Raw genomic sequence first — 21,836 nt, forward strand, 5'->3', positions numbered from 1 at the left:
CCCGGTTGAGTGGCCGGATGACCGTGGAATCAGTGGTCGGATACGCGTGGAATGGGTGGCCGGATCACCGTGGAATCGGTGGTCAGATGCTTATGGAATGGGTGGCCAGATGACCGTGGAATCCGCAGACAGCCTGCAGCTGTTCTCCCCGGCGGAGTATTCAGCACTACCGGGGATGGTGTTTCCCGGTGATCCCAAGAGTTATCCGCTGCGAGACGACGTGGTGCAGTACCTGGAGTCATACGCCGCCGAGTTTCAGATGCCTTTTGAGGGCGGTACCCGAGTGCTGGATGTCGTGCAGAAGGACAAGGCATTTGAGGTCCGCGCCGCCAACGGATCGACCTTCACGGCGCGTGCGGTGGTCGTGGCATCGGGGGGCTTCAGCCGTCCGTACATGCCTGACATTCCTGGCATGGAAAGCTTTTCAGGGATCTGTCTGCACAGCTCGGCGTATCGAACGCCTGAGGCCTTTGCTGGCCAGCGTGTCGTCGTGGTCGGCGCGGCGAACTCGGCTGTTCAAATTGCCTATGAGCTTGCCGGCGTTGCGCAGGTAGTGCTGGCGACCCGCGAGAGGATCCGATTTTTCCCGCAGCGGATCCTGGGGCTCGACTTTCATGCCTGGCTGAAACTCACCCGGTTGGAGCACACGCGGTGGCTGAGTGACCAGAGCACGCCTGTGCTGGACACCGGCAAATACCGGAAGGCCCTGGACACCGGACGACTCCAGCGCAAAGCGATGTTCCAGGAGGCGCTGTCTGAGGGGGTGGTCTGGCCAGACGGAAGCACCACCCTGGTTGATGCGCTGATCTTCGCCACCGGTTTCCGGCCAAACCTCGATTTTCTGACACAACTCCCAGTCGAAGGCCGGAGTGGACGTGTGCTACAGCGCAATGGAGTGGCAAGTCTGGTGCCTGGTTTGTACTTCGTCGGCTTACCCAAACAAAGGAACTTTGCCTCTGCAACGATCAGAGGCGTGGGTAATGACGCCGATTACCTGGCACCTCGAATGCTTCATCACTTGAGCAGTCATTTGCACTGCAATTGACCAGCTTACTGTTTCGTATGCATCGGTGTAAGGCTAGATATACCGGCATTCGATTTGCGCCGATTCACATTTCCCGAAAGAAATTGCGGCTCCTTGAGACTTAGAGTGCGGAGGTGCTAATCAGACCGATCGATACTCGACCGTCAGATGGCTGACTTCGTGAACCGGTTTGAGGCGTTCACGTATGCTGTCAGCGTCTGCAGTGACTTCGCCAAGAACGCTGACGATTGCCGCATGAGCTTGCGGTCCGACCCGCCAGACGTGCAGGTCTGTAATAGTGGCATCCCCTGGCTTCTCAACCAATTCGCGGATTTCCTCGGCGACATGCACGTCTGTCTGATCCAGCAGCACGCCTGCGGTCACCCTCATTAATGTCCACGCCCAACGTCCGATGACGATGGCACCTACGATACCCATGGCTGGGTCCAGCCACACCCAACCGAGATATCGACCGGCGAGCAATGCGACAATAGCTAGCACCGAAGTTAGCGCGTCTGCAATGACGTGGACATAGGCCGACTTCAGGTTGTTGTCATTCCCGTGATGAACATGGTCATGATCAGTATGATCGTGACTATGGCTGTGCCCGTGACCCAGTAACAGGGCACTGACAATATTTACGATCAAACCGACAATCGCGATTAGCGTAGCGGTGACGAACTGAACGTCTGTTGGCTGCAAGAGGCGCACGAAAGACTCAACGCCTATTCCCAAAGCGACCATGCCAAGAATCAGTGCCGACGCAAATCCACCCAGGTCTCCCACCTTCCCGGTACCGAAACTGTATCGTTGGCTGGAAGCGTGGCGTTTTGCATATCTGTATGCCGCCGCCGCGATGCCCAGTGCTCCGGCATGGGTTGCCATGTGAAAGCCATCGGCCAATAACGCCATCGAACCCGTGATATAGCCAGCGGTAATCTCGCCAACCATCATTACAACGGTCAGTGCCACGACCCAAAGCGTGCGCTTGGCATTTTCATCGTGCGCTGAGCCAAGGAACATGTGGTCGTGTGTGTGGTTGATGTTGGTGCTGCTCATGACTGAATACCTGGACGCGTTCACTTGGAGTATCGGCGAATGGCTTCAAGAAGCTCTTCGACACCCTTGTTACGCTCTTCTTCGCTAAGCGCAGGGTTAGCAACATGCTCCCGCGCATGGTCCTCGATGATTTCCTCCATTAAGCCGTTGATGGCTCCGCGAGTGGCGGCAACAAGGTGTAAAGTTTTGGCGCAATCGAGATCCGATTCCAATGCCCGTTCCACGGCTTGGATTTGACCGGCGATACGCTTTACGCGCTTGAGAAGATCGTCTTTATTTGCTGCGATATGACCCACGAGATACCCCCCCCTACCTATGCATCACGCATGATAGGCATAGCCCCTATACCTATGCAAGACAAATGGCCAACGGGATCAACTCCGGCTCCCTTTTGGAGATCGGCCTCAACTGTGCGGGGCAGGTGAGGGTCAGGGGTGTTGGTTCGCGGGAAAGACTCGTTCAACAATCGCGCAATCCAACCAGTGTCCTTCAAGGCGGGCGTGTTTTTCGTAGACTCCAACTATCCGAAAACCACAGGACTGGCAGAGCGCGAGACTCGCCACGTTGGAGGTGAAAATACGGGATAGGACTTTCCAGAATCCGCGTGCCTCGGCTTCGCTCAACAATGCGGACAGCAGCGTCTTGCCGATGCCGCGTCCTCGGATATCACGGCGTAGGTAGATCGAAAAGTCGGCGATGCCAGCGTAGCACGAACGCGCGCGGTAGCTGCTCAGGCTAGCCCACGCCACTACCGCGCCGTCGATCTCGACGACCAGCACCGGATAGTGAGGCATCTCGGCAATCCAGGGCTGCACATCCATGGAGGTGCGCGGCTGGGTCTCGAACGTAGAGCTACGGTCTTCGATCCCTTGGTTGTAGATCTCGGCAATGGCCTGAATATCACCGAGTTGAGCGTGGCGGATGTGCATCTGGCTTCCTTTTCGATTGGTGCGTACAACGAGCTGGATTGGCGGCCAATTGCTCGGCCTCATTCCCACCAACTACTTGTTTGCACTGCTCGCCGTAATCCTCCTGATCCCCTCAGTGAAGGTATGGCGGCATTGCTGAGCCCGAGTATTGAGGCACCTCTGGTTGGCTAGCTCTGGATCTGTAAACTGTGGGCTCGAAAAACCTCGTTTGTGACTTTTCTGATCTCGTACTGAGTGGGAAAGTCAGCCATTTTCAACGAGATGCCGCCTTTGTTTACAGATTTAGTCGGCATAAGAGGCGTTAACCACTGACCAGATGAAGGATTACTTCCTCGCAGCATTCGTGACCTTGATAACTGTAGCTGCACCACTACAAGCAATCGGAGTTGCCTTGTCCGTTGCGCTGAACAAGAAAGGGCGAGTTTCTCGTTTTAATGCGCTGCGAGCTCTTGCAAGAAAATAGGGAGAGGATTGCCCGTCTACGAGCAGCACCCCACAAGGCGTTGAAGTGCGTTACCTGCAGGCATATCTGCAGCAGTCGGCGCAGTACGACCCGGCGCGTTTCGCCGGCGCGGCGGAAGCCGTCCTGGTCTATGTCGCTGACCTTGAGGCGCATACCCCGGTTTATCAGCCGCAGGCCTTCCGGGGCTTTGTCCATGGCCTGTGGGCCGTGGGGCTGATCGACCTGGAGGTGCTGGATCGGGTCGACCAGTATCAGCTGGAAGATCCCGCACTCAACCCCAGAAGCTGAACGAGGGGAGTATGGCAGGTTACCTCCCCACCTTCGTTCCGGCCCGACATCCAGGTGAAGCGAAGGTCGGCTTGAACCAGCGCCGGTGACTCCTTACCCTCAGTGGCGACATTTCCTACAGCTGTTGTTGAAATAGCTGATCGACTACGGCCGCCATTGCCAGGGAAAGTTAAGTTTTTCCTGAGCAATGGACCAGAAAATGCCAACACTCCCCACCACCGTATTGAAATTGCCGTTCCACGTTCATTTTGATCAACACACCGTCGATGCCGTTAATCGCTACCGCGCTGCCCGCGCGGAACACCTGAGACAAGGGCACGGCGAATCAATGAGCAGTGCTGAACTGTTTGTCGCCTACCAGTGGGCCGCCTTTGACTTGGCCACCGCGCTGGATGCATTGCTGGAGAAGCACGCCAGGTGATGCTCCCCATGCCCTTGGGATCTGACGGCTCCCAAGAGCTTCAGATAGGCCTGTCGCGCCTCTGAGCGAAAACGTCAGGCGGTTGTCAGTCCGAAGGATTCCCCAAGGCGATCGATGATCGTTGCCATATTGGTTTTGAGGTTGAGCTGCTTGAAATCGACGTCTTCAGCAGGCAACAGTTCAAGGAAGAGTTTCATGTCGGCCATGATGCTTTCCGGCAGCTCAGTGACCTCGCCATCCAGCAAACCGGTCAGCGCCAGGACGTCGTTTCGATGCTTTCGGATGTGCTTGCTTTCGACCTGCTCCCCGTTCTTCTTCCGCTCAGACAGGTCAAGCCATGCTTTGACCTTGAACGGGATCAGGCGGTCAGCGCCGATGTAGGACAACTCACCATTCTCCAAGCGGCCGGTTAAAAGCAGGCGGTAGTAAGCATCATCGAGGAGTATCGCCGACAAGCTGGAGACCGTTTCGTCCGTAGGGATCGGGATCAGTGTTGCGTTCTCTTCGTGGTCTAGACCGTCCGGCGCCCGCGAGAAAAGTTCGATCTGGGCCGGATAGGCCTCATCCGTGGGCTTATCGAAGCGATAGAAACAGGGTTTTTCGCCGCCTTTCAGCCTGATCTGGTAACCACCCGCGTCTATGAACGACCAGAAATGCGCGACGAATCCGGCATCCAGCGCTTCGACCACCAAAACGATGTCCAGGTCTTTAGTAGCCCTGAAGCTATCGCCCGCATCCTCCATTGCCAGAGCGGAGGCCACGCCACCGATCAGTACGTAGCGATCACGGAAGTCGCGGAAGTGGTGTCCGAACAGTTCTAGGCCTCTCACGCTAGCCATGTAACCTTCTCCTTGAGTTCATCCAACGCAATCTGAATGCGTTCGTCGGGGTTGTCTTCCAAGCTCAGAAGCAACGAAGCTTCGTCGGCGATATGGTGTCTTTCGTAGAGTGACGGATACGCCCAGATCTCAACGCACTCTTCAATGGTGTCCACCGACTCGGCAATCTTGAACGCTTGAAGCGCCAGCATGTCGGTGAACACTTTTTTCGTCATCCCCCACACCGCTTGCTTCGGCTCCGCAAGCATCGTGTATTGGGCGAGAGCAGTTTCTCCGGCCAGGAAGACACCGGGTGCCGACCGGATAGCATTGCGAGTAATGCCAATTTTCTTTCTGACGGGCGACCGCAGGTATTGCTTGGCCTTGCTGAAGACTTCTGCAGGTGATGCGTTGAAGGCGTAGGTACTCCACTGCAGCTCGCTTTTCGCAGGGGCTATCAACGATAGCGATGTCAGCTGATCGACTGCCCTGGATAAGGTCATTCGGCTGTAGTTGAGGTCGCCCATCAGAGCGTTTGTGGTGAATAGCGTGTCTTCGGTGTTACCACCATAGAGGCAGGAGAGCAGCATTGCCTGAGCGGCTGGTAGGAGGGCCGCGACCTCACCCTGTTCTCGTCGCTGACGAAAGTTCTCTCTCAGGTCCAGCGCCAACTCCGGGATGAACATCTGGAAGCCAGGTTGGATAAAGTTGACCTGATGCGTGATCAGACTCCGACGGTCCTGGGTCGTCAGGGACCTGCAAACGTAGGTGATGATCCGATTGGAAGCTTTACGCACCAGGTCGACGTGCTTTTGCAGCTTTACGATGCCTGGATAATCTTTCTCATCCCGAGGGACCAACAGGACCAAGGCGACAACCGCGTTGCTCGCCAGCGGAATGGTCAACTCGAACATTTTGTAGCTGTCACGGATGTTGAAAGACACCTTGAATCCCACCGGTTCAAGGTGCGCTGACACACCGAGGACAGCCTCGATGTAGGTCTTCGCGTCGTCCTGTAGATTCGACATATCCCCGGCACCTTGTAACTCTGTTTTTTTCACTGTAACTCACCGTAGGTTACACGTCAAAAAAGTATGTTACAGCCTAGGAAATACTGGGGTCTCAGATGGGTTACGACATTATCCAGAAAAATTGGGAAGCCACATTGCCTTGCACTTCCGAAGGCTCGTGAGACTGTCATCTCACAGCGTAAAGAACCCTAGCAATGTGCTCAACACGAGCAAGGCTCTCAAGCCCAAACCGACAGGAGACTTCCCCATGATTCTCACCAACGAACGCCGCAAAGATGCAGAGGACGTGGGCGTACTGCTTCACGCCATCTTCAGCCACGCGGAGGCCAATGCCGAACATCTCGACCGCACCCTCGTGGCCGTGGGGTACGCCACACTGCTGAAGCTGGCCGAGAGCGCAGCGGAACAAGTCGCTTTTCTGCATGACGACTCGGTCGAGGAGTGGGATGGTGCTATCTGGTACGAGCGTTTGGCCGATGTAGGCAGCGACAGCCTCGCCGCCGGGCTGTTTGCCTCAGACCATCCGGATGTGCGCGCAGTTGTAGTGAAATGGCTGCTCTCCTTTGGTCCCGTAGAGTTCTCCCATGCCGGCAAACGCTGGTCGTTCGATGCTGATGAGCTGGCGGAGTGGGAAGGAGAAGAGGAAGGCTTCCATTTCCGTGCCTACCACGAGCTTGCCGAACCGACCATTGAAGCTGTGTCCCGTTTCATCGACCGGCTGTAACATACCACCGCCCCAGCCCGCGTGGGCTTCACGGAATTTCAGAGCCATGTCCAACCTGCCTCACATCAAGAAGCCCTGCCGAGACTGCCCGTTTCGCAAGGACTCTTTGCGGGGTTGGTTGGGCAAGGATCGGATCATCGAAATTCTCGCTGCCGACTCGTTCGTCTGCGACAAGAAGACGGACATGCAGTGCGCTGGGCACATGCTCATCAATGGCCAGGAAAACGCATTTGTGCGAACGGCTGAGCGACTTCGCATCCCGCTAGACCTTTCCGGGGACGAGCAGGTTTTCGAGAGCAAAGTCGCCTGCATCGAGCACCATTCTCGCGAGAAGTAACCGGCCCACGTCTGAATGGTCACCCCGTGTACCAGAAGGCGTACGGTTGCCGGCAGCGATCGACTTTGACTTCTTCTCTGAACACGCTGCCCTCGCCTGGCTATTCGCCCCAATGACGGTATCCATTTGCCCCTTGCGCTTTCGCGCAATGGAGGAAGATTCCTGGAAGTCGACATTCGAACGGCTTTGAAGGGAACGCAATGACTACTGAATCTGAAATTAACACCATCCTCGCAGCGCCGGCGTCGAGTCAATGGCTCAAGCAGGCGCTTGAGTCGGCCCTGGACCGCGATTGTGCTGATGCAGCCAGAGACGCAAAAACACTGCATCACCTGCTTGAGCGCCGCGCCCTGGCAAATCTCTGCCTCGACCGGGAGGCACAGGATCATCAAACATCACCGACCGTGCCTGAGCTGGCGAGCGAGTTAAGCGGAGTTCAGGCTGTCTTGCTGACGTTGGGCTTCACGTTGCTTGCTGCTTGCGTATGTGGCGCTATCGCCTGGATGTGCGTGTGGTTCGGCTTAATCCACCTGAAATGGGTGTACCGCCTCGCAGCAGCGGGGGGCGTTCTTACCGCTGCCGCAAGCCTCTTCACCTTCTATCACGACTACCGGGCCGAACGTGATCGCTACCTGGCTCGTGAAATGACGAGAGAGCCACGGAGGACACCATGAGCTCATTCGATCCGGCGCCCTGCCCCAGGCAAACCCGTCGTCAATTCAGCCCGCCCGGCGCTCAACGGCAGTACATTCCGGGGTAAGCAGGGGAAAGATATGGCCAGGAATACTGGCAGTGCTCGCTGCTCCCACTGCGGCGCGGAGTATCGCCTGTTCTCGATCTTCAATCGCGACATGCAGGGGCTTTGCAAGGCTTGGCGTGGTAGGCATGAGCGTGCGTGCGCTGCGAAGACACCGGCCCAGCGACGGTCATGGGCGAAACGGTTTGAGGGCATGGATCGGACCGAGAGCAGCATCACAGTCGATCTTGAGCATCCCGGTTTTCTTGACTTCCAGTAGTAGGGATGACCCGCGGCCCCCGCGGTGCCGCATCTGCCGAAGTTGAACCGAGGGCGAGCCCCGCCCCCCCACGAACACGGAGAAGCGCTTCGTATGGAACTGAAACTCGGTACCTGGGCCTGTGCGGCCCTCTTACTGCTGGGCTTGTCGAGCCAGACACTGGCAGATTCAAAAACTCCCGCCGAGACTGTTGAAACCATTTACATCGGTGGGGCCCTGGGGAAGACGATCATAAAAGCGTGTATCGGCGATCAGCTGTACCTGATTACACGGCAATCGAATGGCCCATCAGGAATCACCCCCTCGCTGCATGAAGGCAAGCCTGAACGTTGCCAAGTGAAGGCTGCTGAGCCGGTGCCGAAAAGCAGGTAATCCAACCCTGCACGCCATGCGTGGCCATCGCCGCTACCCTAAGGCCGTGCAAAGTACCGCGTCCTCCTTGGAGGCGCTGAGCTACATCCCGAACCACGATAGAGCTATAGAGAATGAAACAGAACGGCAAATATGGGGCGTGCACCGGGCTTGGCAAACGCTCCAATCCCATACATAGCGAGACTTGCACTGGCCGCAGCAAAAGAGTCGGCGGTCCGAGTGGGGATCGCGTGCCACGGGTGCTTGTGTTGCTGTTGCTGTCCTTAGTGGTCGTCAGGGTCATAGTCGGCAGCGCCACATTCGAGCACATCTGGCTTGGCCTTTCAGCGGCGCTTTTCGGCGGACTGATAATGATGAACGTGAGGATCCTCGTCCGCTGGATCTGCTTTGGTGAGGCCCATGTTCGGGCATGGCTAGCTCAGTCAAGCGGGCGCGGGCATGCCGTACTCTTTGCTACAGGAGCTCTGATCGCAGTGGGCGTCTACTACCACTTCTGACTGATTCGAAGAGCCTTCGCCGACAGTACTTACCTTACGGCATGTGACCAGTTTCTCCGATGGCGTTCGACGTCTGGGCCTTGGGAATGGCAGCGGTAGGTGTGGCTGCCTAGCCTGGCACCTCGTGTGCTCCCTGCGACACACAAACAGATAGCGGGCCGACAGTACTAGGGGCTCAATGCGGCGCGTCACGGTGCAGTCAGAACTGGGTCGTTCAACTGTCAGGTGTGAAACGCAGTCGTCAGGGACAAAGGCGGGCTTTCTCATACGCCTGATAGTGGGCCTCAAGAAAGAGGATTCGAGGCTTGGGGCTGAGAGCGAAAAGGCGCTTCCCATGATAGGCCTGGTACCCGGCATCGTTCACTGAGCTTGCCACCTCGACAGTGAGTGAACGCGGATTGATCGTCACCAGGTGCGCGTCGAACAGCCGGTGCAGGTCGACTCTGAGCAGCAGGCCGTTGGTGACGTCGTTCGTTTGATCCCCGCGATAGGGAATGATGTGAGCCGCCTCGAGCAGGGTGTCGACCGTGCACCCGGTGATGCAGCACTCCGCACCGTATCGCTCCAGCATCGCTGTCCGAAAATTCCCCTGCCCAGGCCGGATAACTGCGACCTGGGAGCGCACAGCCCTCCGATCAACCGTGAGTAAGGCCAGCTCCGCTGCAGGAGCAGCTGCAGGCGCTTGCGCCTGAACCTCCGAAGGCAGGACATCCTCCAATTCAAGAACCAACTCGTGCTGGAGCATCCGGCGGTAGCTGGGTTTCTCAGGTGCCTCTGCGGTCAGCGATCGGAGTATCGCCAATGTCTCGGCCGCGGCTTCCAACGATGCGAAACTTTCCGGCCGGTTGTCCCAGGCCTTTCTGAGTTCATCCACGGTGAGCTCGCTCACGGCCGCCAGCGTGAGCCCTGCTGCGTCGCTGTTCGCCGCGTCAGGGACATGCACCGGCGCCACTGTTGCTTCTTCCTGATCCGTCAGCTCTTCCTGGTCCGCGACCGCGAAGATGGCCACGACCTCTGGATGACTAATGTAGGCGCTGGCGCCGGCGTAATATTCGTCAATGCCCTCCAGCACCCTGACCAGCGCATACATCTCCGCCGCCGCTTCCTTCGATCCGCAGCTTTGCGAGCGGCACGCCCACGCCTGCACCAGGTCATCAGTGGTGAATTCAAGAAGGTCTTCGACCTGGAGGGCGTACAGATGCCACGGTGGATCATCGTCAAGGGCGGCGGAGAACTTGCCGGCTGAATACGGCGCCAAATGATGAGAAATCGAAATGCCATCGACGGTTACCAAGCCATCGCGGTCTTCAGCCATATAGGTGATGAACTCGTGAACGTGCCGATACCAACTACGGTACCCGACCAACGTAGTGCGCGAATTACCCGGTTTGGATATTTTTCGGCCGGGCTTGGCCCGTGGCCGGCTGGCCGGTGTTCTCACGGTGGTCCGTCACTCATGTAATGGCAGCCCAAAGTATACCGTAACGCACCACCAGATTTTGTCAGCACGGAGGCCTCAAACCAACGCTCAGGACCAGGCACACTCAAGGCGCTTGAGCTAGCGCAAAGTTTCGTAACCACTCTCGGATTGCCAGGTGCACTACAAGGTCTCCTCGGGTACGCTCGTCACCCTGGAAAGTTGCCCTCTACCCCATCGTCCCACTCAAGAAACCGTGGCCGAGGTCGTAAAAGGAATTTAACTCACACGGACGCTGAACCGAGGATCCCTAATGGCGAGCTTTACCCCAGGTCGTGAATACCACTTTACCCTCTCCGACGGGCGCAACCTTGTCCTTCGCTTTGTTGGCCTTGGGCAGCACATGCGCCCAATATGGCAGGACGTTGCAACCGGCACCGAGATCGAGCTTCCTCCCTACCGCAGTTTCAGACCGGTCTAGCAACCAGGCGCGTCGGAATCTCCAGGCGCCGGAGGTGGGTTGCGCTTTCAGCGGTCCGTGCGAGGCTTCCCCTTGATTGTGACCAAGGGAAAATCGCGATGCTGACTTACAAAAGCGCCATGTCCACCTACCGAGCACTGCTCGAGCAAAACCCAGGTAAAGCGCTGCGCCTCGACAAAGAGGACGGCGGCGAGGCCGTGGCGATCATCGACGGCGACTTGTGCTGCCTGCCGCTCAATCCCGACAACACTGTTGATCCCAACAAGGTCACTGACCTTATGCAAGAGGCATGGTGCGACGGCGGCTGGCACGGGGCTCACGCCGAAACACAGGATGCCATCGACAACCCGATCTTCATCGACATCAGCACCGTGATCTGGGGCGGTTCGGACAGCTGATACCTACCACGGTGAAGATACCATTCAGTGGCCAGGCATCCACTTGCGAAGGCCGGCAGTCCAAACGTGCTTTCAACACCCACTCCGAGGTAAACAATGCCCTTACGTTCACAACAAGCCTGGTGCCTCGTTGTCGCAATCTGCACCGTGGTGTTCTACATTTTGCTGTCTGCCTATACCGCAGACTTGGCGAACCCCCGGCCCATTTTTTGGGGCATTCTTCTTAGCTACGGTTACCGCGTGTATTCCTCCGTGCGCTATGACCTTCACGCGCAGTCAGCCAAGGAAGTGGGCCTACTTTCAATTGCAGCAATGACTGCTGTAGCCCTGGCGATGTTTCTTCGTCCGCTGGCACTCCAAGCGGTGTTTGCCTTCGAACGCGACCCTGAAGCGACAGAGGTCGTCGCTGCGTTCAAGGAGTACTTCGTGGTCGTGCACAACCCTGTATTTGGTATCCCTGCCTTTTTCATCGGGTTCTACATGGCAACGATCAGAGTACTGCGCATGCTTGGGAAGCGATTACCGATTCTCGCCTTCCCGCGAAGTACCTTTGAGATGTATGGGGCCTACTATGCGGCGGCTCATCCGCTGTTATCAGACGAGGCTCAAGACGCCATTCACTCCCGCGCCAGGCGCATCCTGGCGCAGACCGAAGGCTTCTACAAAGGCCCGTCCCCAAACAAGCTCCTCTAGACTGCCGGAAGCCGGCGTTGCGGTTTCAGGAGTGCATGGCAGCCTGTGCTCGCAGCGGCATTTGCAAGTAGCTGCTGCAGCGGTACTTGGCTTTGATTCTGAAGGGTACGAACCATGGCAAACATGAAATGGGTCCGCAAAAACTATGGCGTGCCGGCCAAACGCGGCATGCGGGTCCTGTACACCGGCTGCGGCAAGCGGGAGTACGGTACGATCCGCAGCGCTGCGAGCGGTGGCCACCTCAACATTCAGCTCGACGGTGTGCGCCACACCATGCCGTTTCACCCAACCTGGGAGCTGCACTATCAGCCTGACGAGCTCGCCCAAGCTGCGGGGGCGGGGACGCCGACATGACCGGCCGCACCCTGTTCACTGCAACCGAGGGTGGTGATCAACTGCGCATCGAGTTGCACAATCGAAGCCACTTGCCGTTCACTCTTACCTGCAGCACGCGCCATAACGGCAGCCCCGCCTGGCTGGAATTGCCCCGACGCTACGCCAGCGCTCGCGGTGCCAAACTGGCCGCTACCAGCATCATTGGCAGCGGAATCAACTGGCACGCAGTACCTGCGCAACCAGCAATAGGAGAAGGGAAATGAGGATTCTTGGACGGCCAGTGGATTGGTAGCACTGAAATCTGATTACTGGGAAAACCTGCAGATTCGGCAAGCTTATGCCGAATCCGGGTGCCGTAGACCAGCGGCAGCCCACAATCTGTTACTTCATGACTCACGGGGGAGCACTCAATGTCAGCGCAATTACCTTTTCAAGTTCATATCTCGCTCAACGTGTATGGCACGAGCCCTGAACACGTCCAGCAGGCACTCAAAGAAGCCTGCGACGAACTGCTTCAAGGAAGCACCGAAAGCAACGCCGTAAGGGCTGACCAGAAGGCCGGGTTCACTTTCAAGCCGAATGAATGCCGCGGGACACGCTTGATCTCACGCTTGATCAAGTCTGCTATCTGCTTTTCACACACCACCAGCAACTCGAGGGCTTCGAACGCATCGCAGGCGTCCCAGATCGAATCGAAAGCGGCGAGCCACTGCCAACGGGTTGCGAGCCGATAAGCACCCGACCGTTCAACAGCATTGAGCGCCGCCTGCAGGGCCTGCGGCCAATTCGATGCGGAAGCAAGGGCAGCGTTGAGCGCTGGATTGCGGCGTAGCCGCCAGAGTGGACAAATGACCATGGCAGCTGAGAAGCCAAGGGTACGAGTAGCAATCGCGTTCGCGCCTAACTTTGCGTCAGGCCTGCTCCAGAATACAGAAGCGAGCCATCAACAGCCCGGCACCACCTTGACCGAAGCAGAGATCACGATTGTCCAGGAGGAGTTGGAGCGGATCAGTCAGCGCCTTCAGGCGACGGTCAATCAAGATGCCCTCGCTTTGGCATAGGCAGCTGGCCAGACAATTGCTACTACCGCCTGTTGTGCGATGGGCAAAAACGATGAAAATTGCTGGTACCGCCTAACACCAGGCCATGCGCTGGGCTTATGCGTTAGAAAGGCGCGGCTTTCGCGCCAAGACAAGGAAATAATCAATGGTAGCGAAAAAGGAATGTTACTGGTTGAGACACCAGTGGGTGGACAGTGGCGGGGGCGTGGCGGATGTCTATGAGCGTAACCAACATTGCTCTCGATGCGATACCACACGGGTATACCGTGATGGGGTAACGGTCGATGAGCCCGGCAAGTTGAAGTACGTCGTGCTGATTGGCGGTGCGATCATGTTAGCCATAGGAGCTCTATCCATGGCCTACGGCACGCACTAGCGTGGCCTGGATATGGGCTGCGCCTGGTCAAGGCAAACAACGGCCGCCTCCAGCAGCTGGCCGCGCCGATCAGCATCAGCTGACGCCCGGCTGCACCAGGTGGCGCAGTTCGTAATGATTGCCGAGGGCACTCACCAGATTTGCGTGGGTGCCCGGCCTTAGCTAGTCGCTGTTCAACTGGCCGGCAGATAGCTTAGCGGCCTCCCCTTCCCAGTATTCACGGTTGAGACGCTCTGCGTCGGTCTCCGATACCAGATGCTGCCAGCGCTGCTGTTCGACTTCTTGCTCTCCAGTTCGTAAGTCGCGGGTGAGGGTGACGCCGGCGGCGGCGAAGCGCTTTCGCACTTTGGCCCAGAAGCCGTGCGACCTCATGACCTCGTACAGCGGCGTTAATGGCAGTTGATTCCGTGACCATAAAAGCCACAATGCCACCTGGCCGAAGCCTCGTCCTTGGTACCTCGAATTGATCTCGATATCGTAAATGTAGAGGCGATCCTGCAGCGGGCTGAAGCCATACCAGACCCTCCCAATGTGCTCGCCCTGATGCTGGATGGCCGCGTCGATATCCGGGCCTGGGAAACAGAAATTGCCGCGTACGGGCTCACTGCGATCGATGACCAGTTGCAATGCCCTCGCCTGGACATCCAACAGGGCTCCCTGACGGCGCTGGAAGAAGTCGCGAATCGGGTCGAAGGTCATCTGGTCACTCATGACGAAGGGCCTTTGCAGGGTCAGACCGCGCGGTTGATGTAACGCTCTGGCTCAACATGATCGGAACCAAACCGCTCCACCGCCAAGAACCACCAGTTCCCTTTGCGCTTTCCAGGACCCGATGCCCTGACTTCACCGGCCTCGAGGCCACGGGGCTTCTGATACACCACCTGGTCACCGACTACCAGAACCTTGGCCGGGAGACGCTCCACCAGGTAGCTGTTGCCAGCGGGGTCGCTCATCGCGATCCAAAGCCGTTCGCCGCAGGTCAGGCAGGTCCAAGTGCTCGCGTTGACCGCGCTGCGATCGAGACCGCTCGTAGCGCAGCCGGCACAGCTGTAACTTTGGTCATACAGATCGGCGATGCGAAACGACATAGATTGCCATCCTTGGGTGATTGTAACGGCGAGCACTTTATCAGCTGCGAAAGCCACGGGGCACCTTCAGCACCTAACCTATTGCAGGTAGTATTTGCTGCCCTACTCCACCCCCAGAACCCTATGACTGAAGAACTAAAGGCCACAAACCCAGCCGGTGCCCACCCGCTCCAGGCAGTGATCGATGAGCTGATGGCTGCCGAGGTTCGCGTCACTGGGTGCGAGAACGCCTACAAGCTGCTGTACAAGCTCTGCAAGCTCAAGGGCATGCAGATGAACGGCTCCGCGGGTACGGCCGCGGGGAATGGCGGTATCAGTAAGACAAAGGTGGTGACCCAGGCCCGTCAACTGCTCAAGGAATACCTGTCCACCGGGCTCATCGTTTTGCCCGCCCACATCAAGGGGAAAGGCTCAGAGCACAAGTACAAGCACGATGGGGATCCCGAGGCGGGCAGAAACTTCAACCGTGAGGGATGGCGGGCACCTCTCCCGCCTAAGCCGAAGCGAACGAAGCCCGCAAAGGACCAGTCTCTCGGCGGAATCCAGTCCGGCCAAAAGCAGGCCCGCAAGACCCTCGCCAACGTCCGCAAGATGGCAACCATCGAGGCTTACGCCAAGGAGCACAGCTGCACAATCACCCAGGCGATGATCGCGCTAATGTGATCGGGCGTACCAAGACCGCTAACTAATCGCCGGCAGCGCTTTTGGTTTCAATAGCCTCGTCGATCTCACGCCCCATCTCGTCGACGCTCACTCCCGTCATTTCCGCGACCCTGCCTGCGTAGTAGCCCCAACGCTGCGCATCATAGTAGAGAGCAGAGAGCGCTACAGTCGTAAGCGTCCGGTTAAGTCACCTTGACGCAAGGTCTAGGAGATAGCCCCGAGAGCGTAAGCATTGGCCAAATCTTCAACCAGTTTTTGGACGTGACGCGGTCTTGATAGATAGCATTTTTATCCGTAGCGAACCTTCCTGCTGGCCGGATTATCAAGTCAAAAAGATCATCAAAGCCCAACGGCGCAGCGATTTCATATGTGCCGTCCTCCCGCAGTCTTATCGCTAGTGCTGTGGCAGTTTCTGGCCAGTAACGCATTGCATCGGTCGCCGACTGATAGGGCTCATCGCCGTTCTGAACATGCATTCTCGCTTGGTTTTTCACAGACCACAGTACGTTCGGGTCTAGGTCTCTGAGGGCTGCCTCTAGGGCTTCATCTTGCTCGGGTGTGCAACGTGTGGCATCAAACCAGATGACATCAACGTCTGTTGAGACCGTAGATGAGCTGCGACCGTGCAGATGATCCCAAACCGCGTTTCGGACGAAACCTGCTCCTATCCAGCAGTCGGGCAAGTTCAAGGAGCGCACTATTTCGAGCATCCTACGCCGAATGGGGTCATCCGAAATGATTGCTTGGATTGTCGAGCTATTGTCCACTTGGAAGATCACCCCGTTGAAGCTAGGCCTGCACCCACTGATGCGGCAGCAGCTGCCCAATCTCACTTGCCCGCTGTGTCGGCAGAAGCCGCGTCAGCACATCTTTGAGATAGGCATACGGATCATGCCCGTTCATGCGCGCCGACTGGATCAAACTCATGATCGCAGCCGCTCGTTTACCACTGCGCAGCGACCCGGCAAACAACCAGTTCGAGCGCCCGAGTGCCCATGGCCGTATCTGGTTCTCGACTTGGTTGTTGTCGATGGGCACAGCCCCATCGTCCAGGTAGCGCGTCATCGCTACCCAGCGTTTCAGGCTGTAATCGAGGGCTTTAGCTGTGGCTGAGCCGTTGGGCACCAGGTCGCGCTGAGCCAACATCCAGTCATGCAGTGTTTTGCTGATCGGTACCGCCAGTTCCTGACGTATTCGCCAACGATCTTCATCACTCATGTCCCGCGCCTGGCGTTCGATCTCGTACAAGCCGCTTATCGAGTGCAGCGCTTGTTGGGCCAACTGACTTTTGTTCGCAACATGCAGATCGAAAAACTTGCGGCGGGTGTGGGCCATGCAGCCGATTTCAGTGATGCCTTGCTCAAAACCAGCTTTGTAGCCAGCGAAGTCATCGCAGACCAACTTGCCGTTCCAGTCGCCCAGGAAGTTGCGCGCATGTTCGCCCGCACGGCTTGGGCTGAAGTCGTATACCACGGCTTTGAACGCCGAAAACGGCGTGCTGCTGTAGGCCCAGACGTAGGCCCGATGGGTTTTCTTCTCGCCTGGCGCAAGCATTTGAACCGGTGTTTCGTCAGCGTGAATCACGCCCTGCTTCAGCACCGCTTCTCGCAGAGCATCGACCAGCGGCTGGAGTCGCACTCCGGTCTGTCCGACCCACTGGGCCAAGGTCGAACGAGCAATTGCCAGCCCGGCGCGGCCGAAGATGTTCTCCTGCCGATAGAGCGGCAAGTGATCAGCAAACTTGGCCACCATGACGTGGGCCAGCAAGCCTGCGGTCGGAATACCTTTGTCGATAACCTGCGCCGGCACCGGCGCCTGAGTCAGGGTTTCGCACTGACGGCAGGCCCATTTGCCACGCACATGTTGCTCGACCGTGAACACGCCTGGCGTGTAATCCAGCTTTTCGCTGACATCTTCGCCGATGCGCTGAAGTTGGCAGCCACAGGCACAACACTGGGTGCTTTCTGGCTCGTGACGAATCACCGTGCGTGGAAACTGTGGCGGCAATGGGGCACGTTTCGGCGATTGCCGTGGCTCGGCCTGTGACGAAGCGGGAAGAAGCTGTTTCAGCTCGGCCTCGATCGCTTCAAGGTCTGTATCGAGCAGGTCATCCAGCAAGCTGCCTTGCGCCGGGCTGATTTGCTCGCTGCGCTTGGCAAACTTGTGGCGTTTGAGCAGGGCGATTTCGAACTTGAACTGTTCGATGAGGATCTCATCGTTCTGGATCTTCCTGCTCATCGCCTCGACCTAGGACTGCAACTGCAACGCCTGTGCCGCCAAGGCACGAAGCTGTTCCGGAGTCATCTGGTCGAGGTTGGGCGAGAAAGTCATGCCGCCGATTGTGCCAGAGCAGGCGCAGAACGACGACAAGCAGACCGGCCAAATGGCCGGCGGTTACAGCATGCTGATCACACCGCCTGCGCCGACGCGCTGCCACGGCAGGCCCAGCACCAAAGCCTGGAGTTGTTCGCTGTCGAGTTCGACCTCGCAGCCATGGCGAATGCCGGGCCAGTGGAACTTGCCTTGATTCAGCCGCCGCGCTGCAAGCCAGACGCCCACGCCGTCATGCACCAGCACTTTCATTCGATTAGCCCGGCGATTGGCGAACAGATAAGCGCAGTGCGGCTTCGCCGCACCGAACACCGCGATCACTCGGGCCAATGCCGTTTCGGTGCCGGCGCGCATGTCCATCGGCTCGGTGGCCAGCCAGATCGCATCGATGCGGATCATTGAGCGACAGCCCGAATGAATTGTGCGCAGCCCTCAGGATCCGAGGCTGGCCATTTCACAGTTATCAATTGCCCGGCCATGGGCACCTCAATGATCACTGACGAATCGGCTGGCCGTTTAGGTGCGGCCTTTAACGGAACAAATGCCGGTAGCGAGGTTGCTGCGGGCTGGTCTCGAAAGAGCGGCATCCATTTGCGGATGACGTTGGCATTGATGCCGTGGCTGATGGCGACACTGGACACCGTTGCGCCAGGTTGCAGGCATTCCCGCACGACTTGGGCTTTAAATGGTTTCGGATAAGAGCTTCGTTGGCGCATGGAAATCCTGGCGATAAGGGTGATCGCGTCCGCTTAAAAATACGCGGACACCATCGCCCTTAATGCTGGAGTTCGGAAGGTGAGTTCGCCGGACGCTTACCTACAGTCTGCAGAAGCCGTTCACGCTCGAAACTGGGACGCGTACTCCAGAAGCCGCTGGTTCAGTTCATCTCGATTCTCGCCATAGTGAGCTTCTCGATGACAATTCGGGCATAGCGCTACGCAGTTGTAGAATCGATCCGACACGTCGGCACCTAGCACGTGGTGGACGTCCAGGAAGCCAGGAAATGATCGACTTTCAGTGCATCGCTCACAGCGGTACCGAGCTCGTTCCAGAACCGCCAGTCGTACCTTAGGGTCTCGTTTCACGTGAGACCTAACGGTGCTCACCCTCTCCCCCAAGTCACGGCCTAACGCTGAATAGTCCGGCATCGGGCAATCGTCGAAGGTGTCGTCCGGGTCATGTGATTTCAGGTGGAACCCAACCAGCTTGGCGAGATCGACAACACCTGGCCATTGCCACAACACATCCGCGACCTGGTGGGTATCCGGCATCCGATCATCCTGAAGCCACAGAGTTGGACTTTTCCCGTTCTGGGCATGGTTCTTCGTGATGCTTCCTTTCAGCCCCCTGCGTAGGAGCTCATCGCTCACCTCTCGCTGCCGATTCCAGATCGGATGCAACGCACCTATCGGGATGAGGGCCGCATAAACCACGGTCTCGCCGTCACGCTGAAATAGCAAATTGTGGGTGATGCCCTGGGCGAGGTCTCTGTCCTTCACATATTCCAAGGTGGCGTCCCAGCCACCAGGCCGAAGACTTGCAGTCAACTGCGCCGCAGAATACTTCTGCTCATTCTGGTTGCGACCATCACGCCGCCAGCACAGGCGCACCCGAGCTTTAACGTCATCACCATCAGGGGTGTGGAAAGACACAATCTGCTGGAATGCTGCGCCAGTGGGGATCAGGCGAGCTTCGGTCACCACGAAGCCGCAGGCTTCCAGGAATGGCCGCACAGTTGCGCGGGAGCGCTGTTCAGCCGCGAGGCTTTCTGAGCCTCGGAACTGACGGGGTGATGACTTGGACAACGATACTCTCCAACAGACACCTTGATTGGCACTACTTCATGGTCCGACTTCCTAGCTGCTCGGGCCGTTGGTTGATACAAGCTGCTCCAGGGCAGACCGGGGCCCGCTGGCGAGCACCGACAAACGAAGCGTTGAGCTTGTGTGCGTCTCTTCCATGCCGCGCAGCTTCCCAAGGCGGTAGCCGCAGTTGAACACCATGCACGTCAGCAGCAGGCCACCTACCACATACAGAGTCGTCTCGATTGCCATACCGGTTTCCTATAATTCCAAGCTGCCAGCCAAAAGTGACAGCAGATTGTCTTTTTCGGCAATGTCGTTCGGCTGCGATTTGACGATTTTCTTCAGGACTGCGCGATGCTCGGGCGATCTGCTAACCACTTCTTGAGCATGTTTTCTCGTGTTGCTCAAAACAGCTTCACGCCGAAGCGCTTCACGGCCCCGCGCCCAGCAGGCAAGACGATGTGCCCAGTTCCGATAATGGGTCCTCACCAACGCCATTTTGTATGCAGCTACAGCGCTGCTAACCTCGCCTTCGACTGGATCGGTGGGGGCTCGCAATATAGTTTGACACAGAGCCCACTGAAATTCGCGGCCTCCAGCGATAAGGCCTACCGCTGCGATCGAATCATAGTTTGACACAAGCAGATGCCCCATCGAAAAAAGGCACCCCGTTGCGCGGAATATAGTTTGACACAACCAGCGACAAGCCCGCTCAAAGCGACCTCACCTGTGGCCATGTACCGCACGCCAAGTCGCCCCATCGCCGTTCGGTAGCGTGGTGATCATTGAATAGGCCTGTGGGTGTACGATGGCACAGGTGAACCCTTCGAGACCCCTCATGGCCCAATCAGCGCGCACGACGGTCAAATGTCAGGACCCTGGTGATGGCTCGGGGGATGTGATCGTGGAGTTACCCCCAGACATCCTGAAAGAGCTGAGCCTTGCCGTGGGCGACAAGCTCAGCATCGAGATTGTCGACAGCGTGATCGTGCTGAGGCCAATCCGTGATCCTAATCCAGGCTAACCGCTGACTGTGCCTGACCGGTCTCAGCCAAAGCAGTTTGTGCACGGTCTTCAACCATCTCGACCAATTCAAAGTGTTTGGGGACTCGCGCTTCAGCCAGTCACTCGGCACGAAATGGTGATTCAGGTGCACAATAGTGCTCTGACCATCACCAAATGCACAGAGCATCACGTTCATCTCAGTCTCGTCACCTGCCATCGCCGACGGCACGAACACCCCACCGCCGTCACTTACGCCGAAGGATCGTCGCCACTCGGAGAAACGCTTTCCATCTGAGACCAGTGAGCTCATCGGCCCGGAAAACCTCTCAGGGCTTGGTGTTCGAGCTGACCTTCCAAGAGGCAGACGATGGCGGTGCGTCGAGCAAGGTCACCATGCGCTACAGCTATGACCTCAACCGACACCTGGTGCTTGTGGAACAAAAAGTCGCGGCCAAGCGATTCAGCGTTCAATGGGATCGTGCAATCGCCGTCCAAGAGCGGTTGGGCAAGCTTGAAGCACTGCTCTCTGAGCGACTGCCTCAGGAAAGGTCGCCGCGATCCTTTCAACCATGCCCCAAGACTACATGGCGCTCGCTCCTCGCCTGAAGTTAGTCGCCTAACCCGCCTCCCCCTCACTGCGGCTGCTCATCATCCAGCCATGATCTCGCCGCAGTGGATCTGCTCGATGCGCCGATAGGTCTCATACAGAGAGATCAGGTCTCCTTGGGCCATGATCTCCAGAGCAGTTCGCCCTTCAAAGAAAGGGTTGGCATTCCTGAAGCTTGGAAAGCCCCTCACGTTGTCCTGGTTGCTGAATGCAGCCCTCAAAGAACCGTGGATACCGATGACAAGCCCGATCCGCTGCTGCTGATCGAGGTCTAGCCTGCGCCCACACTCCCGTCCCTGCGCAGCGCGACGGAACGTCGACGGGGAAATCCGCAGGATTCTGCAGGCTTGCCCTAGGGAATCTCCGAACAAGCCTTCAGTTATGCGAGAATCCCCGCAACACCTGATCCGAGCCGCCCATGAGCCAGATGAGCTTTTCCGACTTTGAGTACGCCGGCAAGCGCAAGCAAACCCGCCGAGAGCGCTTCCTCGCCGAAATGGATCAGGTGGTGCCCTGGGCAGGCCTGCTGGAGCTGATCGAACCGTTCTACCCCAAGGCCGGCGGCGGTAGAAAACCCTATCCTCTGGAAACCATGC

General features: G+C 57.7%; 28 protein-coding genes and 3 pseudogenes. 15 read left to right on the forward strand and 16 right to left on the reverse strand.

All coding sequences use genetic code 11. The features are described 5' to 3' along the window. Positions 1–109: 109 nt before the first annotated feature. Positions 110–1,045, forward strand: coding sequence for an NAD(P)/FAD-dependent oxidoreductase (locus WM94_RS21650; RefSeq protein ID WP_256207037.1), 936 nt, complete (start codon positions 110–112; stop codon positions 1,043–1,045). A gap of 120 nt (positions 1,046–1,165) precedes the next feature. Here the strand turns inward: WM94_RS21650 and dmeF are convergent, their stop codons facing one another. The 3 genes from dmeF to WM94_RS21665 form a co-directional block, all read right to left on the reverse strand. Further along, positions 1,166–2,083 carry a CDF family Co(II)/Ni(II) efflux transporter DmeF gene (gene dmeF / locus WM94_RS21655; RefSeq protein ID WP_061552103.1) on the reverse strand — a complete coding sequence of 306 codons (918 nt, stop codon included), beginning with the start codon at positions 2,081–2,083 and terminating at the stop codon, positions 1,166–1,168. A gap of 20 nt (positions 2,084–2,103) precedes the next feature. Then, positions 2,104–2,379: a metal/formaldehyde-sensitive transcriptional repressor gene (locus WM94_RS21660; protein WP_004575538.1), complete on the reverse strand. Its 276-nt coding sequence runs from the start codon at positions 2,377–2,379 to the stop codon at positions 2,104–2,106. Positions 2,380–2,511: 132 nt separating this feature from the next. Continuing rightward, a complete protein-coding gene (locus WM94_RS21665; protein ID WP_004575537.1) occupies positions 2,512–3,012 on the reverse strand; it encodes an arsinothricin resistance N-acetyltransferase ArsN1 family A in 501 nt (166 codons plus the stop codon). A gap of 508 nt (positions 3,013–3,520) precedes the next feature. Between WM94_RS21665 and WM94_RS21670 the strand changes: the two genes are divergently transcribed. After that, positions 3,521–3,763 carry a hypothetical protein gene (locus tag WM94_RS21670; protein ID WP_004575536.1) on the forward strand — a complete coding sequence of 81 codons (243 nt, stop codon included), beginning with the start codon at positions 3,521–3,523 and terminating at the stop codon, positions 3,761–3,763. 199 nt (positions 3,764–3,962) lie between these two features. Then, positions 3,963–4,184 (forward strand): hypothetical protein, encoded by a 222-nt coding sequence (locus WM94_RS21675; protein ID WP_016487020.1) that lies wholly within the window; start codon positions 3,963–3,965, stop codon positions 4,182–4,184. A gap of 74 nt (positions 4,185–4,258) precedes the next feature. Here the strand turns inward: WM94_RS21675 and WM94_RS21680 are convergent, their stop codons facing one another. Together WM94_RS21680 and WM94_RS21685 are read right to left on the reverse strand one after the other, a co-directional pair. Further along, on the reverse strand, positions 4,259–5,023 hold the full coding sequence (locus WM94_RS21680; RefSeq protein WP_004575534.1) for a hypothetical protein: 765 nt from the start codon (positions 5,021–5,023) through the stop codon (positions 4,259–4,261). Further along, complete coding sequence (locus WM94_RS21685; protein ID WP_004575533.1) at positions 5,011–6,030, reverse strand: hypothetical protein; 1,020 nt, start codon at positions 6,028–6,030, stop codon at positions 5,011–5,013. Before WM94_RS21685 ends, WM94_RS21680 begins: the two co-directional genes overlap by 13 nt. A gap of 250 nt (positions 6,031–6,280) precedes the next feature. On the opposite strand from WM94_RS21685, the gene WM94_RS21690 reads away from it, so the two are divergent. From WM94_RS21690 to WM94_RS21710, 4 genes are all read left to right on the forward strand, one after another. Continuing rightward, positions 6,281–6,757 (forward strand): hypothetical protein, encoded by a 477-nt coding sequence (locus WM94_RS21690; protein ID WP_004575532.1) that lies wholly within the window; start codon positions 6,281–6,283, stop codon positions 6,755–6,757. A gap of 46 nt (positions 6,758–6,803) precedes the next feature. Further along, positions 6,804–7,094 carry a hypothetical protein gene (locus WM94_RS21695; protein WP_004575531.1) on the forward strand — a complete coding sequence of 97 codons (291 nt, stop codon included), beginning with the start codon at positions 6,804–6,806 and terminating at the stop codon, positions 7,092–7,094. Positions 7,095–7,294: 200 nt separating this feature from the next. Then, positions 7,295–7,768 carry a hypothetical protein gene (locus WM94_RS21700; protein ID WP_004575530.1) on the forward strand — a complete coding sequence of 158 codons (474 nt, stop codon included), beginning with the start codon at positions 7,295–7,297 and terminating at the stop codon, positions 7,766–7,768. Between the two features lie 435 nt (positions 7,769–8,203). Further along, positions 8,204–8,482: a hypothetical protein gene (locus WM94_RS21710; protein ID WP_004575528.1), complete on the forward strand. Its 279-nt coding sequence runs from the start codon at positions 8,204–8,206 to the stop codon at positions 8,480–8,482. A gap of 738 nt (positions 8,483–9,220) precedes the next feature. On the opposite strand, the gene WM94_RS21720 is transcribed toward WM94_RS21710, so the two are convergent. Continuing rightward, positions 9,221–10,294 carry an HNH endonuclease gene (locus WM94_RS21720; RefSeq protein ID WP_004575526.1) on the reverse strand — a complete coding sequence of 358 codons (1,074 nt, stop codon included), beginning with the start codon at positions 10,292–10,294 and terminating at the stop codon, positions 9,221–9,223. A gap of 681 nt (positions 10,295–10,975) precedes the next feature. Between WM94_RS21720 and WM94_RS21725 the strand changes: the two genes are divergently transcribed. The 4 genes from WM94_RS21725 to WM94_RS21740 all read left to right on the forward strand — a co-directional run bounded on the left by WM94_RS21725 (position 10,976) and on the right by WM94_RS21740 (position 12,567). After that, on the forward strand, positions 10,976–11,275 hold the full coding sequence (locus tag WM94_RS21725) for a hypothetical protein (protein ID WP_004575525.1): 300 nt from the start codon (positions 10,976–10,978) through the stop codon (positions 11,273–11,275). Positions 11,276–11,371: 96 nt separating this feature from the next. Continuing rightward, the gene (locus WM94_RS21730; RefSeq protein WP_004575524.1) at positions 11,372–11,968 is read left to right on the forward strand and encodes a hypothetical protein; all 597 of its coding nucleotides are present in this window, start codon (positions 11,372–11,374) and stop codon (positions 11,966–11,968) included. Between the two features lie 114 nt (positions 11,969–12,082). Beyond that, positions 12,083–12,322, forward strand: a complete 240-nt coding sequence (locus WM94_RS21735; protein WP_004575523.1) for a hypothetical protein — start codon at positions 12,083–12,085, stop codon at positions 12,320–12,322. Continuing rightward, positions 12,319–12,567 carry a hypothetical protein gene (locus WM94_RS21740; protein ID WP_004575522.1) on the forward strand — a complete coding sequence of 83 codons (249 nt, stop codon included), beginning with the start codon at positions 12,319–12,321 and terminating at the stop codon, positions 12,565–12,567. Before WM94_RS21735 ends, WM94_RS21740 begins: the two co-directional genes overlap by 4 nt. Before the next feature lie 251 nt (positions 12,568–12,818). Here the strand turns inward: WM94_RS21740 and WM94_RS21745 are convergent, their stop codons facing one another. Beyond that, on the reverse strand, positions 12,819–13,160 hold the full coding sequence (locus WM94_RS21745; RefSeq protein WP_004575521.1) for a hypothetical protein: 342 nt from the start codon (positions 13,158–13,160) through the stop codon (positions 12,819–12,821). Here WM94_RS21745 and WM94_RS21750 point away from each other — a divergent pair. Continuing rightward, a complete protein-coding gene (locus tag WM94_RS21750; protein WP_004575520.1) occupies positions 13,159–13,365 on the forward strand; it encodes a hypothetical protein in 207 nt (68 codons plus the stop codon). The two genes, WM94_RS21745 and WM94_RS21750, sit on opposite strands and share 2 nt — an antisense overlap. 538 nt (positions 13,366–13,903) lie before the next feature. Here the strand turns inward: WM94_RS21750 and WM94_RS21760 are convergent. Both WM94_RS21760 and WM94_RS21765 read right to left on the reverse strand, forming a co-directional pair. After that, on the reverse strand, positions 13,904–14,452 hold the full coding sequence (locus WM94_RS21760) for an N-acetyltransferase (RefSeq protein WP_004575518.1): 549 nt from the start codon (positions 14,450–14,452) through the stop codon (positions 13,904–13,906). A gap of 20 nt (positions 14,453–14,472) precedes the next feature. Further along, positions 14,473–14,829: a hypothetical protein gene (locus tag WM94_RS21765; RefSeq protein ID WP_004575517.1), complete on the reverse strand. Its 357-nt coding sequence runs from the start codon at positions 14,827–14,829 to the stop codon at positions 14,473–14,475. Between the two features lie 123 nt (positions 14,830–14,952). Here WM94_RS21765 and WM94_RS21770 point away from each other — a divergent pair, with 123 nt between their 5' ends. Further along, positions 14,953–15,492, forward strand: a complete 540-nt coding sequence (locus WM94_RS21770) for a hypothetical protein (RefSeq protein ID WP_004575516.1) — start codon at positions 14,953–14,955, stop codon at positions 15,490–15,492. A 182-nt stretch (positions 15,493–15,674) separates the two neighbouring features. On the opposite strand, the gene WM94_RS29490 is transcribed toward WM94_RS21770, so the two are convergent. From WM94_RS29490 to WM94_RS21790, 6 genes and pseudogenes are all read right to left on the reverse strand, one after another. Continuing rightward, positions 15,675–16,259, reverse strand: a complete 585-nt coding sequence (locus WM94_RS29490) for a nucleotidyltransferase family protein (RefSeq protein WP_080634931.1) — start codon at positions 16,257–16,259, stop codon at positions 15,675–15,677. 22 nt (positions 16,260–16,281) lie between these two features. Continuing rightward, positions 16,282–17,823: pseudogene (locus WM94_RS21775) on the reverse strand (IS66 family transposase). A gap of 63 nt (positions 17,824–17,886) precedes the next feature. Further along, entirely contained in the window at positions 17,887–18,222 is a 336-nt protein-coding gene (gene tnpB, locus WM94_RS30870) for an IS66 family insertion sequence element accessory protein TnpB (protein WP_004575513.1), read from the reverse strand. Then, the gene (locus WM94_RS29495; protein ID WP_004575512.1) at positions 18,219–18,539 is read right to left on the reverse strand and encodes a transposase; all 321 of its coding nucleotides are present in this window, start codon (positions 18,537–18,539) and stop codon (positions 18,219–18,221) included. Before WM94_RS29495 ends, tnpB begins: the two co-directional genes overlap by 4 nt. A gap of 120 nt (positions 18,540–18,659) precedes the next feature. Further along, the gene (locus tag WM94_RS21785; RefSeq protein WP_232435431.1) at positions 18,660–19,628 is read right to left on the reverse strand and encodes an HNH endonuclease signature motif containing protein; all 969 of its coding nucleotides are present in this window, start codon (positions 19,626–19,628) and stop codon (positions 18,660–18,662) included. A 51-nt stretch (positions 19,629–19,679) separates the two neighbouring features. Further along, positions 19,680–19,877, reverse strand: a complete 198-nt coding sequence (locus tag WM94_RS21790) for a hypothetical protein (protein ID WP_004575510.1) — start codon at positions 19,875–19,877, stop codon at positions 19,680–19,682. A gap of 655 nt (positions 19,878–20,532) precedes the next feature. On the opposite strand from WM94_RS21790, the gene WM94_RS31205 reads away from it, so the two are divergent. After that, complete coding sequence (locus WM94_RS31205) at positions 20,533–20,652, forward strand: AbrB/MazE/SpoVT family DNA-binding domain-containing protein (protein WP_161775571.1); 120 nt, start codon at positions 20,533–20,535, stop codon at positions 20,650–20,652. A gap of 629 nt (positions 20,653–21,281) precedes the next feature. Here the strand turns inward: WM94_RS31205 and WM94_RS30875 are convergent. Next, positions 21,282–21,590: pseudogene (locus WM94_RS30875) on the reverse strand (hypothetical protein); the annotation flags it as partial. 68 nt (positions 21,591–21,658) lie between these two features. Here WM94_RS30875 and WM94_RS29500 point away from each other — a divergent pair. Further along, positions 21,659–21,836 (forward strand): annotated as a pseudogene (locus WM94_RS29500) (IS5/IS1182 family transposase); the annotation flags it as partial.

Origin of the sequence: Pseudomonas sp. ABFPK (assembly GCF_001586765.1) — a bacterium.
Classification (GTDB): domain Bacteria; phylum Pseudomonadota; class Gammaproteobacteria; order Pseudomonadales; family Pseudomonadaceae; genus Aquipseudomonas; species Aquipseudomonas asiatica.